Source organism: Chryseobacterium sp. JJR-5R, from assembly GCF_034047335.1.
Taxonomy (GTDB): Bacteria; Bacteroidota; Bacteroidia; order Flavobacteriales; family Weeksellaceae; genus Chryseobacterium.
In genome coordinates this window covers 233,066-252,477 of sequence record NZ_CP139137.1, presented here as the reverse complement: position 1 = coordinate 252,477, position 19,412 = coordinate 233,066, and the positions used below count along the sequence as shown (strand labels likewise).

Sequence of the window (19,412 nt, the reverse complement as noted above, 5' to 3'; positions counted from 1 at the left end):
TCAATAATATGGATAAATTAAAGGCATTACAGTCTTTTATCGGGAAAGAATTTACCGCATCGCCTTCTCCTTTTATGAAGTGGCTGAACCCTGTTGTAATCTCCGCAGAAGAAGGCCGGATAGAATTTCAGTATACGGTACGGACAGAATGGCTGAACCCGATGGGAAACCTTCACGGCGGTGTAACGGCAGCCATCATAGACGATGTCATTGGTGCGACCATGTTTTCACTTAATGAAAAAACCTTTATCGTTACTGTAAATAACAGTATTGATTATTTTTCAGCTGCCAAAGAAAATGATAATATTGTAGCCGAAACGAAAATCATTAAAAGAGGAAAGCAATTCATCAATGCACAGTGTGAAATATGGAATGCAGACAAAACAAGATTAATTGCAAGAGGAACCTCTAATTTATTCAAAACCAACAGTTAAATGAAAAGAGTAGTTATAACGGGTCTGGGTGCAGTGACGCCTTTGGGAAATAATGTTGAAGAATTCTGGCAGAACAGCATCAATGGAGTGAGCGGGGCCAACAGAATCACCCACTTTGACACCGAAAAGTTTAAAGTGCATTTTGCATGTGAAGTTAAAAATTTTGACCCGAAAGTCCATCTTACCCATAATGAAATCAAACGGAGCGACCTGTTTTCACAATATGCCATGTATTCTACTGCAGAAGCGCTTAAGGACTCCGGGCTTGAACTGGAAAATATGGACCCTTTCGATACGGGTGTTATCTGGGGAACCGGGCAGGGCGGTATGTGGACTTTTGAGAGTGAAGTAATGGAATTTACAAAAGGGGACGGCACTCCGCGTTTTAACCCGTTCTTTGTGCCTAAGTTTATTGCCAACATGGCTTCCGGGATGATCTCTATGAAATTCGGGCTCCAGGGGATCAATTATACAACGATCTCGGCCTGTGCTACAGGGAACACGGCTTTAATGGATGCTTTCAATTATATCAGGTTGGGGAAAGCAAAAGTAATCGTAAGCGGCGGTTCTGAGGCGGCAGTTACCCCGGCTTCCGTCGGAGGATTTTCAATCATGAAGGCAATGTCTACGAGAAATGATGATTTTTCCACAGCAAGCAGGCCTTATGATGCAGACCGGGACGGTTTTGTGATGGGCGAAGGCGCGGGATCTTTAATCCTGGAAGAATATGAACATGCTAAAGCAAGAGGAGCAAGGATTTATGCAGAACTTACAGGAGCAGCCATGACGGCAGATGCATATCACATGACAGCACCGCATCCGGAAGGTACCGGAGCCATTAAAGCCATGCAGCTGGCTTTGAAAGAAGCCGGAGTCAATGCTGAAGATATTGACTATCTTAACCCGCACGCAACTTCTACGCCCATGGGGGATCTGGTAGAACTCAACGGGATCAACAAATTATTCAAGGGAAGCAAAAAACTGGATATCAGTGCTACCAAATCCATGACGGGCCATTTATTGGGAGCAGCAGGAGCAGCCGAAGCCATTCTTTCGATCAAAGCAATTGAAAACGGGATTATTCCGCCTACCATCAATCTTCACAGGATCGATGAAAATATCCCTAAAGACCTGCATATTGTTTTCGGTGAGGCGAAAGAAAAAAATATAGATTATGCCCTGAGCAATGCCTTCGGTTTCGGGGGACACAATGCAACGGTGGTTTTTAAGAAATTCAATTAAACTAAAAATATACTTTGATAAAGCAGTTTTTTTAAGGCTGCTTTTGTCATTTGAATATAATTTACAAGCGGTATTATATGCTCTAGAAATTCATCAGTCACAATCCGGATCCGGGATAAAAAAATCATCAGCACCGTCTGCTATGGGAATATAAAGCCGTTCCCATACCATGCCTTCGGCCATATCCCAGCTGTGTCCTTGTCCTTCAAGATCTTCTGCCAGAAGAATTATTCCCGGACTGATCATAAATGTAGAACCATCTGTCACTTTAAAACGGATACTCCCTTTCAAAGTAATCACATATTGCCTTCGCGGGGCAGGATGCACATCTTTTTCCCATTCTTCCGTCGCATTGCTGAGCCAGAAAGCTGTTGTATTCATACGTTTCAAAGTCGGGAGTTTACCTATCTCGAAAGTGCATGAACCGTCAGAATTATTGATTAGCCGTATGGCAGGAATAAAGCCGGCCGCTGCTTCTGTTTTTGTATTAATGGGAGTATTTTGGCTAGATTGTCCGTTCATAAAATATATTTTTAGGGTACCATAACAAGACATATGCCTTTAGTCAGTATTTTCCTTTTTATCAATTATTATAACAGTATATTTTGAATATTAACTGTTGATTCAATTTCCGCAGATTTTAGATTGAACAGATTTATAGGTACATGAAAAGCTGCATTATCTGAAAACAAAAAAAGCAGCCTGAATACACCGGCTGCTTTTTTTCTTATTGCATTTTTGTTATGCCTTTAACCATTCTGACTTGGAAAGGTAATTCTGATCAGGATAATAAATAAAAAGGCAGTTTCTTCCTTTTATAGTATTAATAATAGGCTGTGTAAGGTCCCTCGGAACCGCAGGGCATCCCCAGCTTCTCCCGATTCTCTTGTGCACTGCAGCAAAATCTTCGCTTACATAATCCGCGCCGTGCATCACGATGGCTCTTTTGTAAGCGGCATCATTAAAACCTTTATCCATTCCCAGCAGTTTCAGAGAATACCCGTTGTCTCCGTTATACGTAGCATCGGTGATATAAAATCCCAAGCTGCTCTGAAGCGAGCTGTTGGTGTTCGAAAAGTTTGTCGCAAATTCTTCACCTGTATTTTTCCCGTGGGCTACCAGTGAATTGAACAATACTTTTTTCTCTTCTGTGTCAATTACCCAAAGTCTCTTCGTGTTGGAAGACATGGAAAAATCACATACCGTTAACAGATGGGCATCCTGATTAAGCAAACCAGCTTTCTTCAAATTTTCAAAACCGGTCAGGGCTTTAAAGAAAACTTCTTCGTTAAGTTCGTGTCCTGCTTCAAACGTGATGGATTTATACAATGCTTCTGATGAAGATCCTGTACCTGCAGCCTTTTCAGACTTCATGCCGGTTAATTTTTCAATCTTTTTCATACCGGCTTCATTTTTTTCAATTCCTGTTTTCGGAGACAGGTAAAATGAAGTGGTTACCATGTAAACAATACCTAATAAGCTATAAATTCCTTTCATTAAAATATTATGTTAAATACATTTTAGTCTGCAAATGTATAAAACATAAACGGTCATGACGATATAACGCTAAAAATTTTAACGCTATTTAAGAAACTTTAACTTACTGATTTCGTGAATTAAAACAATTTATTCATGTACATCAGCAACAAATTCCAGGCTGACGGAATTCATACAGTATCGCATTCCCGTAGGTCTCGGGCCGTCATTAAAAACATGTCCCAAATGGGAATCGCATCTTTTACACAGTACTTCGGTCCGTTCCATTCCGTATGCCGTATCCCTTTTATAATACACCCCTTCCTTATCCGCTTCAAAAAAACTCGGCCAGCCGCAGCTGCTTGAGAATTTTGAATCTGACCGGAACAGATGGTTTCCGCAAACGGCACAGTAGTATTCCCCCAATTCATCAAACTCATTGTATTTCCCGGTAAACGGTCGTTCGGTTGCAGCCTCTCTTGAGATAGCATATAATTCGGGAGCTAATATTTTTCTCCATTCATCGTTGGAAATATCCAGTTTTGCATGATCTGTCCGGGAATAGTATGGATTATTTTTTGCTTCGTTTTCCATGAATTTTGCTTAATGAATTTTTTATCAGCTAAAATCAAACCATAATAGCTCTTAAGTCTCTAATTTTATTTATTTTTAAATAATCTGTTTGAACCTGTAGTATGACAGGAACAACATTTTATTTGATTTTCAGAATCTTGCAGATATACGACCGGAATCTAAGCCTGATGAACAAACGATGATAACAGACAATTGTATAAAATAAACCTTACCCATTGCGGTTACCAATGATATGAATGATGAAGCCAAAAGAAAACAGTTAAGGAAATATAAGGCATTTGCAACGGGATTATTCCTGCTGATGGCCGCTGTATTTATTATTACTACCATCCTGCAGAAGGATAATGGCTCGCACTGGATCGGGTATGTCCGTGCTTTTTCCGAAGCGGCCATGGTAGGTGCCCTGGCAGACTGGTTTGCAGTAACCGCCCTGTTCCGGCATCCGCTCGGCCTGCCGATTCCGCATACGAACCTCATCGAAAACAGCAAACAGCAGCTGGGCGACAACCTGGGCGGTTTCGTAGTAAGCAATTTCCTTTCGCCCCGGAACATCCGCCCGTACATCCAGAAGCTGAAAATTTCAAATTTTGTAGGGGAATGGCTCGGAAAGGAAAAAAACCAGACAGTCCTGATCAGGAATCTTTCTGATATTGTCCTGGACATCCTGAATAAACTGGATGATGCTACCGTAAGCCTGTTCATCAGCAAAAAAGTATCTGAAATGACAGATGATATTAAGCTTAATGCCATTGTCGGGAACGGAATCCATTACATCCTGGAAAAGAATGACCACCAGAGAATCATTACCAGCCTGTCTTCACAGATCAAGAATTATATTGCCGAGAATGAAGAAATGATCAAAGACCGGGTAAAAAAAGGCAGCTATTCTTTTATCCCTTCTTTTGTCGATCATAAAATTGCCGATAAAATTGCCAGCGGGCTTGCTGATTTTTTCAGGGAAATTGAAGAAGACCCGGACCATGAAATCAGGAGCCTGGTCACCGGGAAGATCCGGGAATTCTCTATAGACTTAAAAGAAGACCCGAAGTGGAACCAGGAATTCAAGAACATTAAAAACGACCTCTTAAAAGCGGATAAATTAAATGAATATTCCAATGACATCTGGATTTCCATTAAAAAAACAGTGATGGAAGAGCTTCAGCAGGAAGGTTCTTCATTAAAAAAATACCTTGCTAAAAACCTGGATGAATTTTCGCAGAATTTAAAAGCCAATGAAGGCCTGCAGGATAAAATCGACAACTGGGTACGTGTAACGGCTTATAAATACATCCTGAGGAACACCCATCAGTTCGGGAACCTCATCAGTTCTACCGTCGGAAACTGGCAGGGCAAAGAGCTCAGTGAGAAGCTGGAGCTGGAAGTAGGCAAAGACCTGCAGTTTATCCGGGTAAACGGAACTTTGGTAGGCGGGCTGGTAGGGCTGATCATTTATACCGTTTCCCATTTTTTCCTGTAAAACCAAAACAGTAACCTATGAAAAAAACGCTTGCTTTTCTGTTCTGCCTGAGCCTGACTCTCTTTTTCTGCCAGAAAATCGAGCTTAAGAAAGTTACCGATTCTTCACAGGTTTTTAAAGGTGAAATCAATGGTGATCCCATTACCATGCAGCTGGATTACAGCGGAATTACAGACTGCCACCAGTACCAGCATTTTGTAGACGGATGGTATTATTTTGATAAGCACAGGAAAAAAATCCCACTGACAGGCATTTACAGCCTGAGAAGGGTTTACCTGTACAACTTCGGAGACCGGCAAAAGAAAAATTCCAAGCTCTTTAAAGAAAAAATTACCGGACAAGCCGTTACCCAGACAGAAAATATTGCGGAAAGCTTAAAGCCTGAAAAAGCATTCATTTTCCCGGAACAGGATGCCGATAAAGAGGTTTCGGGAACTTTCAGCATGGGATCCAAAAATCTGCCAGCCAGGTTGCTGACAAAAGACAGCAGGATCTACCGTTTCAATAATTACCTCATGCTTCCGGGCAACAAAAAGATAAATACGTATGACATCATCAACAAAGCCGGAGGCAATGAACTGGTTTCCTGTGCTTCAGACCAGTCGGGAAACAGGGTTTTACTGTACTTTGAAGAAGTTTCCAATTTCAATTACTGTGGAATGTGCGGAGCGGGTGACGGAGAGAAGGGCTACCGGGTCTTATACTTTACCAAAGACTGGAACTATAAAAATTTTGATGAATACCTTACAGAAAGCTGCCTGGAGCGTATAGAAGATACCAAGATGGCAAGAAACAAGGATTCTAAGATCCTGAATTTCAAGATCCGGAAAACATCAACATCTGCCGGCTATACACTAACGGTAGATGTAAAAAATGCTTCGGTGACAAAATCGAAATAGTAATTTACAGATAATATTACGATGGTAATGCCTGGTCATAACCATCTTTTTGAGGATTATATTCCTATTATTTGGTAGACTTACTTTGGCAACCGACTAGATCTTTTTAAAAGCTCTTTATTGATATCATTGATGAGTTGCGGGCCTTCATAGATAAAACCGGTGTACAGCTGAACGAGGCTCGCGCCGGCATCCAGTTTTTCCATTGCATCTCTGGCTGAATGGATTCCGCCTACACCGATGATCGGAAATGCCCTGTTGCTTTTATCTGAAATATATTTAATCATTGCCGTGCTTCTCTCACGGATCGGTTTTCCGCTCAACCCGCCGTTGCCGATCTGTGCCAGGACTTCCGGAGATGTTTTCAGGCCTTCCCGGTTGACCGATGTATTTGAAACGATGACGCCATCGATTTTTGTTTCAGCAATCAGGTCAACAATTTCATCCAGCTGACGGTGGTTTAAGTCCGGGGCAATTTTCAGTAAAACAGGTTTCTGAACCGTTTTGGCCCGGTTAATTTCCTTCACGGCCGTAATCAGTTCCCTCAGATAATCTACATCTTCCAGCTTGGCATGGCTCCCGACATTCGGGCAGCTTACATTCAGCACAAAATAATCTACATACGGATGAAGTCCCTCGAAACACTGCAGGTAATCCTGTGTGTAATGTTCAGGGCTGGTATCCGTATTTTTTCCGATGTTTCCGCCGATGATGATTTTACCCTTGTTGCTTTTCAGTTTTTCAATGGCAGCTTCCAGGCCTTCATTATTGAATCCCATCCGGTTGATGATTCCGCCGTCCTCAATCAGGCGGAACAACCTTTTCTTAGGATTTCCTGCCTGGGCTTTCGGGGTAACCGTCCCGATTTCCACGAATCCGAACCCGAGGTCAGCCAGTTCGTTGAACAAGATTGCATTTTTATCAAATCCCGCCGCGAGGCCTACCGGATTCTTAAATTTAAGGCCAAACACCTCTCTTTCCAGCCGCTTGTCTTCTATGGGTTTGGGCAAGAACAACCGGGCAAGAAAACCGAAATTCTTAAGCATCGAAAAGGTAAAGTGGTGAACTTCCTCGGGATCAAATTTGAAAAGGACCGGACGGATAAGCGATTTGTACATTGAAAAAAAGTTTTACAAAATTACTCATTTTAAAATTAATGGTTTCCTGACTTGGAATATTTATTTGAAAATGTTTTATAAGCATTATCTGTAAAGTACAGAAATCCGGAGGATCATTTTTTAACACAAAGATTTATTTTTCTGCTTCTTATTAGAGTGGACAAAGTATCAGTTGACAAATTGACCTGATAAAGCCTGTTTTGAATCTGTCTTTTCGAACAGGCCTGCAAGACCCTATCAAGAACCTTTTCAATCTAACTTTCCCTGATACAGATTTATTTATTCATTACGGAAAACCATCGAACTGACGAAGTTTACCTGGTCTGAGGCTGCATGATAAATGATTAAGAATATTGGCTCAAATCAAAACCCAGGATCTCCCCTGCTCTTTTGAACTCATCACTGATTGCTGCATTCAGTGTGATTTGTTCATTGGTAATGGGATGATCAAAAACCAATCGGTGTGCATGAAGCATCATTTTCGTCATCCCGAAATGCTCCAGCCACAGTTTATTCTGTTTATTGCAGCCGTAACGGCGGCACCCCAGAATAGGATGGAGGATATGTTTAAAATGTTTTCTCAGCTGATGCATTCTCCCCGTTTCAAGCGTAGCTTCCACCAGGCAGTAGCGGGAAGTCTGATGTGCCCCGAACGCAAGTCCTATTTCCGCAGTCTGTAAACGCTGATAATGAGTAACGGCATTCTGCCTGGTTCCGTCTTCGTTGGTCAGGTCATAATCGATGGTTTCTTCTTCTTCCGTCCAGCCCCGGAGAATGGCCAGATACTTCTTTTCAACCTGTCTTGCCGCAAACCGGTCACTCATCATTCTCAGGGTTTCTTTATCTAAAGTAAACAGCAGGATTCCGGAAGTTTTCCGGTCCAGGCGGTGCACAGGGAACACAGCCTGCCCGATCTGATTTTTTAATTCCCGGATCGCATAGGCATCCGCTTCTCCGGAATAAAAAGATTTATGGACCAGCAGTCCGTTGGGCTTATTGATGGCAATAAGGTGCTCGTCGCGATAAAGGATTTCTAACATGGGACAAAAATAGAAATTTCCGGCTGATATTGCAGTAAAGGTATCTGCGAATCATTTTATTAAACAATATTTAATTGACCTGCTGTTTTTTCCAACGCAGAGATCTGCTTTTCTCTATGCTTTATTTAAAATGACGAAGAAAGAATGAGAAAGCAGATCTTGTGGAGATACCTATTATTCAGGAACCTTATCAGCTGATTATGGATTTGTGAAAATAGATAATTTTCCTATAGAGGTCCATGTGGCTGACGATTACTTTTCAAACTTCAGATGGATGTTGAAAAACGGCAGCATGCTGTTTTCAATTCTCCCGTTTTCTCTGCTGACTTCGCTTCCGTGGGTTCCGATATATTCTTCAGCTTCATGTTTTATCTTCATCATTTCCAGGGTTTTGCTGAAATCTAAGCAGGTAGGCGGTATATGCTTAAATTCATCATTCCTTCCCCAGTCAAACTTGATCGCTTTTAATTTTCTAAGGTTTTTGTCATGTGAGAAAGGCAGTTCTGAAGTTGAATGGTTCTTCATAGCCTGCAGAACGGAAGAATCCGCTTTCAGCTGGTCATTTTCGAACGAGAAGGGAAAATCAGCATAGAATGGAGGATTTTTTTCATTTCCGTTATACGCTCTTGCAATGGCGATGATAATATTTATCCTGGAGTTTTCAGGTTTTAAAAGATCCTCTGTTTTTTTGATGGTAGCCAGGCTTTTATACAGCTCAATCTCTGTCAGCGCAAAATACCGGGCATCCAGAACGCCGGGAGAAAGTGCATACACGGAGGAAAAAACCTCGGGATGAAGAATAGCATTCCGCAAAGCTCCGTTTCCACCCATAGAATGACCTGAGATCCCGCGGCTGTCCTTGTCAGCGATTGTTCTGTAGTGCTTATCGATAAAATCCACCAGTTCGACTGAAGTAAAATCCGACCAGCTTCCGGACGATTTTGAATTGGCATAAAAGCTTCCTTTAAAAACCGTACTTTCATCCGGCATCACGACAATAACAGGCTTTATCTTTTGTAAATGAATGGCACGGTCGAAAATATGGTTAATGTGATCATTATTTACCAGGAGGCTGTCGCTCCAGAAAAAACCATGTAAGAAATAAATCACAGGATATCTTTTCACAGACTTTTCATAATCCGGTGGAAGATATACCGACACTCTCCGTGTGGGATTTTCCCCTGCTCTGTTCTGTAAGGTTTTTGCCGTAATATAAGTGGTGACAACTTTTCCGGCAGGAATAGCCTGAGCTGATAAAAACCGGGTAAAAAGCAGAAAGGCAAAAAGTAAAAGACTGAATTTTCTCATTGTAATCTGTTGATTTTTACAAATATCGATAAATTATCTCAAATTGAGACAATAAATCTGTAAACCTAAAGAGCGTTTAAAACCATTAGGTTATGCAGTTCTTTATCAGTAGCCCTGATCACAGCGGCATCCTTTTGCGAAGCAAAAGATACAGCGGAGAGCAGGTTCCCGGCTCTTAAAAAATAACGGGTTAAAATTCTTTGCAGAAAATCCTTTTTCTTTATTTTCGCAAAAAATTTAATCATGAAAAAATTAATATCCGTGCTTCTCTGCAGCATTTTTCCTTTGGTATCTTTTGCCCAGCAATCAGACGCCTTGAAACTGGGGAAGTCCAACCGTGAGTTTTTCATCAAAGGAGACCAGAAATATAAATTCTCTGAATACAGGAAGGTTTTCACCAACCAGGAAGCGCTGGGCTATATGAAAAAGGCAAATACCAACAGTACGGTTTCCCATATCTTCGGAGCCATCGGCGGCGGTTTTATCGGTTTCGGACTGGGCAGGGAAATCACAAAGAACAAAACAGTATATTATAACGGTGTAGCTTTAAAACAGAAGCAGTCCGGAGGATGGGGGCTGATGGGAATCGGTCTCGGGGCTATCGGAATCGGGATCCCTTTTGCGGTAAGTGCCCAGAAAAACCTGAAAAAAGCGGTCAATACTCAAAATAGCACACCTGTTACCGATGAAGCAAAAGCGACTTCGTACAGGCTTGACATCAGTGGAAACAGCATCGGTCTCAGTTACAATTTTTAAAAATACCGAAAGGCAGTTTTTTAACTGCTTTTTTTACTGAATGTCATGAATTTGGAATCCAAATTCCTATTTTTGCACTTCAGACGTTAAAAAAATTATGGCAAAGCAAGAAGATGTTTTCAAGAAAGTGATTTCTCACGCCAAGGAATATGGTTTTATTTTCCCTTCCAGTGAGATCTATGACGGATTATCCGCTGTTTATGATTATGGACAAAACGGTGCCGAACTTAAAAATAATATCAAACAATACTGGTGGAAAGCAATGGTACAGCTGAACGAGAATATTGTAGGTATTGATTCGGCCATCCTGATGCACCCGACCATCTGGAAGGCATCCGGCCACGTAGACGCTTTCAACGATCCATTGATTGACAATAAAGATTCCAAAAAACGTTTCCGCGCAGACGTTCTGGTGGAAGACTACTGCTTAAAAATTGAAGATAAGGAAAACAAAGAGATTGAAAAAGCAGCCAAAAGATTCGGTGATGCTTTTGACAAAGAGCAGTTTGTGGCTACCAATCCAAGAATCCTGGAATACCGTGCCAAGAGGGAAGCCATTCTTTCAAGACTGGCAAAATCCCTGGAAAATGAAGATTTGGCTGATGTAAAAGCTTTGATTGAAGAACTGGAAATTGCCGATCCGGATACCGGTTCCAAGAACTGGACGGAAGTAAGGCAGTTCAACCTGATGTTCGGGACTAAGCTGGGTGCTTCCGCAGATTCTGCGATGGACCTTTACTTAAGACCGGAAACCGCTCAGGGAATCTTCGTAAACTTTTTGAATGTACAGAAGACATCACGCCACAGGCTTCCTTTCGGTATTGCCCAGATCGGTAAAGCATTCAGAAATGAGATCGTTGCAAGACAGTTCATCTTCAGGATGCGTGAATTCGAACAGATGGAGATGCAGTTCTTCGTGGCTCCGGGAACCGAGCTTGAATTCTATGAACAATGGAAGCAAAAGCGTCTGAACTGGCACTTAGCTCTTGGTTTGGGAACTGACAGCTACAGGTTCCATGACCATGAGAAACTGGCGCATTATGCCAATGCAGCGGCGGATATCGAGTTTAATTTCCCGTTCGGATTTAAAGAGCTGGAAGGCATTCACTCAAGGACTGATTTCGATTTAAAAGCGCATGAAGAATTCTCCGGAAGGAAGCTTCAGTTCTTCGATCCTGAAAGAAACGAAAACTATGTCCCTTATGTGGTGGAAACTTCGGTTGGTTTAGACCGTCTGTTCCTTGCCTTGTTCTCACACTGTTTAAGAGATGAGGTGCTGGAAGACGGTTCAGAAAGAACGATTCTTTCTTTACCTCCTGCTTTGGCACCGATCAAAGCGGCTATTCTTCCGTTGATGAAAAGAGACGGCTTAGCAGAATATGCAGAAAGCATCTTCAACGACCTTAAGTACGATTTCAACCTATTCTACGAGGAAAAAGACGCCATCGGCAAACGGTACAGAAGACAGGATGCCATCGGGACCCCTTACTGTATCACCATTGACCATGATTCCCTTACCGACCATACAGTGACCATCAGGGACAGAGACACCATGGCCCAGGAAAGAGTTCCGGTTTCCGAACTGAGAAAAATTATCGACGAAAAGACCAGCTTCCGAAATCTGCTTTCTAAAATATAGATATAAAGCCCTGAGAAATCAGGGTTTTATTTTTTTAATATATACATGAGAATTTATTATTTTTGGCTTCAAATTTCTACCATGAAAAAACTGACCCTATTAATGTTTGGACTGATCCAGGCTTTTGCCTATTCCCAAACCCAGGACCTTACTTCTTTAGCCTCCGGGAAAAACATAGGCATGAATGCCCTTTTTGATACCAAAGACCATCTTTACGGCTATATCTCCATCTATTCTTACGGCAAGACGGACAAAAAAACCCAGAAATTTGAATATGTCATCCTGGACAAAAATCTCAACCCTGTTGCCAATAAAGAATTTGATGCCGGGCTTTTGGTGTCCGGCTATTTCGGATATGTTGATTTCAAAGGCCAAATTATCCTGCGCCCGTCTGATTTTAATTATTCACAGGTTTTTGCAAAAGATGCAGCCACACCGGTATCTATGGTTATTGATCCGAGAACCAATACCGTTGCTCCGAAGATTTATTATGATTATCAGGAAGACGGCACTTTCAGAGAGATCAGCCAGCCCAAAAGCTGGAAAGAGGAAAGAAAGGAAAACAGATCTGAGAAAAAAGAAAAAGGATACAATTACGTTTCTGCTGTCGGTGAGATCAAAGAAGGCGGCTACATTGCGCTGGAATACAACGACTACGGCAAATACATCAACAAAAACAGCCTGATCAAATTCGATGAAAATAAAAAAGAAATCTGGCGATACCGTTATAATACAGATGGCGATAAAAAAGTATTCTCAGACTTTACGATTATTGATAAGGATGAAAACCAAATTTACGGAATTTTAAAGAAAGTCAATAACGACAGTAAATCTTTTTCACTGCTGGTGATCGATATGAAGACAGGAAAAGAGCTCTCCAATAAGCCGATCACAGGGCTTTCACCGGACACCCTCCAGAGCATTGACCATTTTTATTCTGAAGACAAATCATTAGACAACGACCGGACCTTTGATGATAAAATCGTACTGGTAGGAAGAAATTTTGAATCTGAAAAACTGAAAGGGTTTGCCAGAATGATGATTAATAAATCTGATTTTACCGTCGACCTGAAAACGGTAAGCTATAAACCGGATTATGTTCCTTTTATTAAAAATATTGCTTCAGACGGCGGTGTGGAAAACAATTATTTCCTTCTTACCCGGGACATGTACCTGATGAGCGACGGAAGCGCAGGGATCCTGGCCGAAAAATTCAAATATTCCGGACAGTACAATGTGCCTAAAACAACGGACCTTGTCTATATGTATACCGATAAGGATTTTAAAGTAAAAGAAGTACAGGTTTTTGAAAAGGAAAAATCCAAATGGGTCAACAGCGATTACCTCTTCTCCCAGTACCTGAATGACGGAAAGGATGTGGTTTTCTTCTTCCGTGATTACCAGAAAGACCAGGTAACCAAAGAAAAGAAATGGAATCTTTTCATCAATACTGTCATTGACGGAAAATTCAAACAGGAAATTATTCCGATTTCCGAAAAAGATAATTACGTGGTAACGCCTTATGTAGCGAAAGAGGGATATATCCTGCTCAGGGAATACAATGAAAAAGAAAAGTTTAACAAAATCCGCCTGGAACGGCTTAATTATTAAAAAACTACAGAATCCTGCCGAAAATCAGGATTCTGTAGTTTTATAATAATCTGCGATATTTTTTATTTCATCAAGGCTCAGGTTCCACATAAAATTCAGGAACTGCTGGTAGCTCTCGCTTTGGTTCTTGGGGTCTACCCTGTCCAGGTACCGGTTCAGGTTGTAGTTTTTCCGGGCCTCATAAATTTTAGCAAAACATTTTCCAAGCCAGGCTTTGCAGTAGCCCTCCTCTTTCCCGTCCTGCAGAAACTGAAGGCCTGCATAAATCCCGATGCCGTAATCTTCTGAATGGTAAAAGTTCGGAAGCGTTTCCATTTCCGCCGTTTTTTCAAGAACCGTGTATGACCCTGCTGGTTTTTCATCCGCGGCTTCAGTTTCCAGCTCGGGAAATACCTTCTTTAAATTGTTAATCCTCAATACAATTTCAGGATGGGATTTTAATGAATCTTTATTCAGTTTTTCTCTGTAATGATTGTAGTTATACAGTGAAAAATCTTCTTTCTGCAGCCATTTTTCCTTAAATTCCTGTTTCGGTAGATTAAAATATTTTTTATAGGTTTCCACATTCAGCTTCCTTGGCGAAATGGTGTCAAAATCCTCCAGTCTCTTCAGGGTATTGATAAATTCCGTTTTTGTGAAATCACTGTTTTTAAATATGCTGTACCCCAGGGAATCTGCCTGCATTTCCTGCCTCCGGTTCTCGGCACCTTTCCTGTAAATCCGGTTCTTCAGTACATCAAAAGCCCTCTGGTTGCGGTTTTCCCTGGTTGATTTGATATTCTGCACCACCACTCTGTCCGTCTGGTCCTGGTCAATCATATTCAGGAACGTCTTTGCAGTATGTTCTGAAACCTTATGCCCCAGTTCATGGGAAATAACGGCGGCAAGCTGATCATCATTATTCAGCCAATTGAAAAGACCCATATTAATGACAAAAGTACCGTCTGCAAAGCAATAAGCATTGGGGGTATTGTCTTTTGAAATGAGGATTTTCAGGTTTTGGGGAACCTGTGGATTGTTTTTCCGTAAACGTTCAATCAGGCTCTTTACCTTTGCATCAAATACAGAGTTGAATACAAAATCTTTATCTTTTACTTTTTGTTCAAACTCTTTAGAAAATTCCCTGTAGATTTTAGAGAGTTCATTTCCCCTTTTCCCCGGATACTCAGATTTGCTTTTTTTAATCAGGCTTTCCGTATTCGCGGAGAAATTTTTAAGGAAATCTTTCCGCTGTGCATAATCAGCCGTATCAATCGGATGGTATCCCTGTCCGAAAGCAACAGCAAAGGAATACAACAATAAAAAGGATATTAGTTTTTTCATCATTTGTATCAAATCATCACAAAAATAAATCATTTCATTTCATGTTTTCAAATTTATTTTAACTTTGTTCAAGATGCATTGCTATGATCCTACTTGTTTATTTCCTGACCTTCATTGTTATTGTTGCGGCACTCTTTTACCTATTGGGATATGATTATCTTTTTAACGGAATCTCAAAAACTTATTTCAAAGGAAAATCCAGCGCAAATATTGATGACGGAAAATTTTTCACCCATAATATCATCAAAACAGGGTCTTCTATGCCCTGGGACAAGACTCCGGAATACAACAACACCGAATTACCGAAACATATCGTTGAAGATTTAGCCCATTCCCGCACTGCATCTTTTATCGTTGCCAAAAACGGGAAACTTGTTCACGAACAATACTGGAACGGTTATGATCAGCATTCAAAGACCAATTCATTTTCAATGGCAAAAGCCATTACAGTTATGCTTCTGGGGAAAGCAATTGAGGAAGGAAAGATTAAAAGCATTGATGATAAATTTTCAGATTATTTTGAGGAATTTAATGATAATGGACTGGCAAAAAATCTAACATTGAGGAACCTGGCCCAGATGGAATCCGGACTGGACTGGCATGAAGATTATAAAAACCCCTTTTTACCGAATGCGAAAGCCTATTACGGAAGAAGCCTGATCAAGGCAACTTTCTCAAGAAAGTTCAAGAGCAACCCGGGTGAAAGATTTGAATACCAGAGCGGATCTACCCAGCTTTTGGGCTTTGCAGTGAGAAAAGCAGTGGATCAGACGCTGGCAGGTTACTTATCTGAAAAATTCTGGGCACCGATGGGAATGGAACACCATGCGACCTGGAGTACCGATGACAGCGGAATGGAGAAAACGTACTGCTGTATCCACGCCACTGCAAGAGATTTTGCCCGTCTCGGACAGTTATTCCTGAATGACGGAAAAACCGGTGACCACCAGCTTCTGAACCTTGATTTCATCAAACAGATGCGGACTCAGACGGAAAAATCGAAAGAAATCTACGGTATGGGATTCTGGATCAATCATGATAATCCGATAAAGCATTATTATTTCCTGGGGCTTCAGGGACAGTATATCATTATGGTTCCTGAACACAATATGGTGATCGTAAGAACCGGCAGCTATAATAACCTTCCGAAAAACGACAGGGGAAGGCCGGATCAGGTGAAATTTCTTGTGAATGAAACAGTGAAGCTTTTTAAGTAACTAAGCATTCCGGAAAGTCAAAAGGCCCATTGTTCCACGTTTGTTATATCCGGAAAATTAGTATATCTGGCTCATGTCAGGAAAAAAACCAACCGATTATTTTACGTTGCAGGGTAAAGCTGGCCATTGGACGTTATCTGTCAGAGGTTATAGCTGAAGAAAACAAGATCACAAAGGGTTAGAATGACTGTTAAATATTAAGGGCTTGATTAAGAATGATACTTTTGCATTTTTACAGCTGATTTTATCTTTTATGGTGAATATGCGCGCTGGTTAGGCGGATTCAGCAGATTTTATTGTATTCAGATCCGCGTATTCACCATCATCTGTGATAAATTTTACTTTTCAGCCAGATTTGAACGGACTCTAAAGATCATACGTAATCCAACCCGATACATTGCTTGGATTAAAAAACGCAACATCAAAGTAGTATGGTAACTATATGCTGATATATAATTTTTCTCTTAAACTGATGCCTGAATAACCAGCAAATACATATTCTTCACTTTATATAACTTACTATAGCGAAAGTGGAAAAATAATTTATATAAAAATTGTTCTTGACGTTTCCATAATTTCTTTCTGCTGCAACACCTCGCTGATCCCCACTGCCGTCAGATCCTGAATCTGCATTCTGCAATATAAACTTTTACGCCGCCGCATTCAGAAGGAAAATAATTTTTTCTAAAGATGTCTCAATATTACATCATGGTTCTGGTTCTCCCGAATCAAAGATTTTCCCAAAAAAGACATCTGTCCTAGTTATCACACGGAAAAATCATAGTTGCTGGTCGGTTCCGGAGGGCTTCCTTTTCCGGTAACCAACCGATTGCCCTTCCGCCCTGCTTTTTATCCGGTTCCCATCCAGATCATCATTATTCCTTTTTATTAGAATAGTAAATACGAGCTGCTATCCTATTGTTTGTTTAAAAATGTGAAATGCATCAGCCGGCATCAAAAAGTCCAGGGTCTTTGCTTCCTTATTACAAAGTATGACACATCCGTAATTGCCGGAAAGCACTGCAGCCGGTTTGTTTATTTTCAAGTGATGCGTTCTAAGCCTTCTTACAGGAAACAGAAAAATCATTACAGATTACAAATGCATATATGTTTGGGAAAAAAGTGTTTTCAATAGACAAAATTACAAATTCCGGCAGATGAAATCCTATTCATATTCATTTTAGCACAAAATACTGTATTTCAGTATATTAAATTATTTTAAATACGTCAAGTTTTGTCGTACTCCGGCTATACCTTTGCTTTCTAAAACATCAAAAACTGATTATATGGATAAAATAACTTTACAGCGAATAGAACAGCTCCACCCTGCAGCAAGAGAGGAAGTAAAACAGATCATTAAGGAATGTGATGCAGCATTAACCGGCAGGGTAAAAGTAAGAATTACCCAGGGACTGAGAAGCTTTGAAGAACAGGAGAAACTGTACGCCATAGGAAGAATTACTTCCGGTAAAAAGGTAACGAATGCCAAAGCGGGACAGAGCATCCACAATTACGGCCTCGCCGTTGACATCTGTCTGATGATTGACGGAAAGACGGCCAGCTGGGATACCGTAAAAGACTGGGACAATGATAAAGTGGCAGACTGGTACGAATGTGTGAAAATCTTCGCAAAACACGGCTGGGACTGGGGCGGAAACTGGAAAACCTTTAAAGACCTCTCTCATTTCGAAAAAAAGAACATTCAGACCAAGAAAGGCCTGATGAAAATGGCTTGGAGAACACTGCTGAAAATGAACAGGGATAAAGACGGATACGTAATTTTATAATTCTCCTTTATTTGAATTTTATTTTTAATGCGACGACTTCTGTCGCATCTCCGACCTACCTTTGCTTACAAGAAATACCAAAAGCAAACATTATAACGCTAAAACCAATAGTTAAATTTCACGGAAGCTATTGGTTTTACTTATCTAAAGTTATCAGGTACTTCTTATCAAAAAGTATATATTAACAATGAAAAAGACAACCATTCTTTCTTTGGACGGGGGCGGAATCAGAGGGATTATTACCTGTATTATTCTGCGCTACATAGAAGAGCAGCTGCAGTTGTATGACAACCCGAGCGCAAAACTGGGAGATTATTTCGACTTGGTGGCGGGAAGCAGTACAGGAGGGCTGATTGCGTCTATTATTCTATGTCCCGATGAACACCGGAAGGCAAAATATTCTATCCAGAAAGGATTAGAACTGTATGCCGAAAAAGGTGGCGACATATTCCAGGTTTCTTTCTGGGAGCGTATGGTAAATCCGTTCGGATTGATCAACGAAAAAATCCCTCAGGAAAAACTTGTAAAAAACCTGAATGACTTTTTTGGAAAACTGGAATTAAAGGAACTGATAAAGCCCTGCCTGATCACAAGCTACGATATAGAAAACAGAAGATCCAAGATATTCAATTCCTGGAAAGCACGTTTGAGTACCGATAATTTTTATGTTAAGGATATCTGCAGGGCTACTTCCGCAGCACCCACCTATTTCACGCCGGTTCAGATCAAATCCATGTACGGACAGGTTTTCAGCCTGATTGACGGTGGCATGTTCGCAAACAACCCTGCATTGTGTGCTTATGCAGAGGCCAGGAAAATTCCTTTTGCAGAAGTCCTTAAAAATCATCAGAAGGCAAATTATCCTATGGTGAATGACCTGCTTATCATCTCCATCGGGACAGGCATTGAAGCAAGGCCCTATCCTTTTAAAAAGCTGGAAAATGCAGGAAAAATAGGCTGGGTAAATCCTATTATCGACATTCTGATGTCTGCCAATGCAGAAACTGTAGATTACCAGCTTGGCCAGATGTTCCAGACTTTAGACTCAGGAAACCAGAAAAATTATTACCGGCTCAACCCTTCGCTGAAGAATGCTTCCCCTTCCATGGATAATGTGAAAAGGTCTAATATTGAGAGCCTGATCCAGGCAGGCCTGAGCTATGTTGATGATAACCGGGATGTACTGAACCAGATTATTCAGAAACTCATTAGAAATAAAATATAAGCTTTTAACCTTATATTAACAGAATATAAGCTTGTTATATTATATTCTGAAATCAGATGGATGATCTATTGTATCTCTGTAAACGAAGCCATATAATTTCATTTACGACAAATTTTAATTTGCCTTTCCAATTACAGCTTTATCACTATTTACTAAAGAAATCCAGCTGCTGCAGAAAGCAGTCCTGCATATGTATTTATTAAGTAAACAGTCTTTTCTAAATTACAGCATTCCGGGCTGCTCTCTGTTTTATCATAACAGAAAAA

17 protein-coding genes are annotated in these 19,412 nt (G+C 40.8%); 10 read left to right on the top strand and 7 right to left on the bottom strand.

Features of this window, described 5'->3' with window-relative positions; genetic code table 11:
- The first annotated feature begins 8 nt into the window (after positions 1-8).
- The gene (locus SD427_RS01190; protein WP_320559509.1) at positions 9-434 is read left to right on the top strand and encodes a PaaI family thioesterase; all 426 of its coding nucleotides are present in this window, start codon (positions 9-11) and stop codon (positions 432-434) included.
- Positions 435-1,676 (top strand): beta-ketoacyl-ACP synthase II, encoded by a 1,242-nt coding sequence (gene fabF / locus SD427_RS01185; protein WP_320559507.1) that lies wholly within the window; start codon positions 435-437, stop codon positions 1,674-1,676. It begins immediately after the preceding gene.
- 93 nt (positions 1,677-1,769) lie between these two features.
- Here fabF and SD427_RS01180 read toward each other — a convergent pair whose 3' ends face one another.
- The 3 genes from SD427_RS01180 to msrB form a co-directional block, all read right to left on the bottom strand.
- Positions 1,770-2,198, bottom strand: coding sequence for a hypothetical protein (locus tag SD427_RS01180; protein WP_320559506.1), 429 nt, complete (start codon positions 2,196-2,198; stop codon positions 1,770-1,772).
- Positions 2,199-2,417: 219 nt separating this feature from the next.
- Complete coding sequence (locus SD427_RS01175) at positions 2,418-3,173, bottom strand: murein L,D-transpeptidase catalytic domain family protein (RefSeq protein ID WP_320559505.1); 756 nt, start codon at positions 3,171-3,173, stop codon at positions 2,418-2,420.
- Positions 3,174-3,302: 129 nt separating this feature from the next.
- On the bottom strand, positions 3,303-3,746 hold the full coding sequence (gene msrB, locus SD427_RS01170) for a peptide-methionine (R)-S-oxide reductase MsrB (protein ID WP_320559504.1): 444 nt from the start codon (positions 3,744-3,746) through the stop codon (positions 3,303-3,305).
- 232 nt (positions 3,747-3,978) lie between these two features.
- On the opposite strand from msrB, the gene SD427_RS01165 reads away from it, so the two are divergent.
- Positions 3,979-5,223 carry a DUF445 domain-containing protein gene (locus SD427_RS01165; RefSeq protein WP_320559503.1) on the top strand — a complete coding sequence of 415 codons (1,245 nt, stop codon included), beginning with the start codon at positions 3,979-3,981 and terminating at the stop codon, positions 5,221-5,223.
- Positions 5,224-5,240: 17 nt separating this feature from the next.
- The gene (locus SD427_RS01160; protein ID WP_320559502.1) at positions 5,241-6,122 is read left to right on the top strand and encodes a hypothetical protein; all 882 of its coding nucleotides are present in this window, start codon (positions 5,241-5,243) and stop codon (positions 6,120-6,122) included.
- Positions 6,123-6,202: 80 nt separating this feature from the next.
- Here the strand turns inward: SD427_RS01160 and SD427_RS01155 are convergent, their stop codons facing one another.
- From SD427_RS01155 to SD427_RS01145, 3 genes are all read right to left on the bottom strand, one after another.
- A complete protein-coding gene (locus SD427_RS01155; protein WP_320559501.1) occupies positions 6,203-7,240 on the bottom strand; it encodes a quinone-dependent dihydroorotate dehydrogenase in 1,038 nt (345 codons plus the stop codon).
- A 344-nt stretch (positions 7,241-7,584) separates the two neighbouring features.
- On the bottom strand, positions 7,585-8,280 hold the full coding sequence (locus tag SD427_RS01150; protein ID WP_320559500.1) for a pseudouridine synthase: 696 nt from the start codon (positions 8,278-8,280) through the stop codon (positions 7,585-7,587).
- A gap of 252 nt (positions 8,281-8,532) precedes the next feature.
- Entirely contained in the window at positions 8,533-9,588 is a 1,056-nt protein-coding gene (locus tag SD427_RS01145) for an alpha/beta hydrolase (protein ID WP_320559499.1), read from the bottom strand.
- A 243-nt stretch (positions 9,589-9,831) separates the two neighbouring features.
- Between SD427_RS01145 and SD427_RS01140 the strand changes: the two genes are divergently transcribed.
- From SD427_RS01140 to SD427_RS01130, 3 genes are all read left to right on the top strand, one after another.
- A complete protein-coding gene (locus SD427_RS01140; protein ID WP_320559498.1) occupies positions 9,832-10,344 on the top strand; it encodes a hypothetical protein in 513 nt (170 codons plus the stop codon).
- Between the two features lie 97 nt (positions 10,345-10,441).
- On the top strand, positions 10,442-11,983 hold the full coding sequence (locus SD427_RS01135; RefSeq protein WP_320559497.1) for a glycine--tRNA ligase: 1,542 nt from the start codon (positions 10,442-10,444) through the stop codon (positions 11,981-11,983).
- 81 nt (positions 11,984-12,064) lie between these two features.
- A complete protein-coding gene (locus tag SD427_RS01130) occupies positions 12,065-13,594 on the top strand; it encodes a hypothetical protein (protein ID WP_320559496.1) in 1,530 nt (509 codons plus the stop codon).
- 24 nt (positions 13,595-13,618) lie between these two features.
- Here SD427_RS01130 and SD427_RS01125 read toward each other — a convergent pair whose 3' ends face one another.
- Complete coding sequence (locus SD427_RS01125) at positions 13,619-14,917, bottom strand: M48 family metalloprotease (RefSeq protein WP_320559495.1); 1,299 nt, start codon at positions 14,915-14,917, stop codon at positions 13,619-13,621.
- 83 nt (positions 14,918-15,000) lie between these two features.
- On the opposite strand from SD427_RS01125, the gene SD427_RS01120 reads away from it, so the two are divergent.
- The 3 genes from SD427_RS01120 to SD427_RS01110 all read left to right on the top strand — a co-directional run bounded on the left by SD427_RS01120 (position 15,001) and on the right by SD427_RS01110 (position 19,146).
- The gene (locus tag SD427_RS01120) at positions 15,001-16,134 is read left to right on the top strand and encodes a serine hydrolase (protein WP_320559494.1); all 1,134 of its coding nucleotides are present in this window, start codon (positions 15,001-15,003) and stop codon (positions 16,132-16,134) included.
- Between the two features lie 1,286 nt (positions 16,135-17,420).
- The gene (locus SD427_RS01115) at positions 17,421-17,921 is read left to right on the top strand and encodes a M15 family metallopeptidase (protein WP_320559493.1); all 501 of its coding nucleotides are present in this window, start codon (positions 17,421-17,423) and stop codon (positions 17,919-17,921) included.
- Positions 17,922-18,108: 187 nt separating this feature from the next.
- Positions 18,109-19,146, top strand: coding sequence for a patatin-like phospholipase family protein (locus SD427_RS01110; protein WP_320559492.1), 1,038 nt, complete (start codon positions 18,109-18,111; stop codon positions 19,144-19,146).
- The last annotated feature ends 266 nt before the right edge of the window (positions 19,147-19,412 follow it).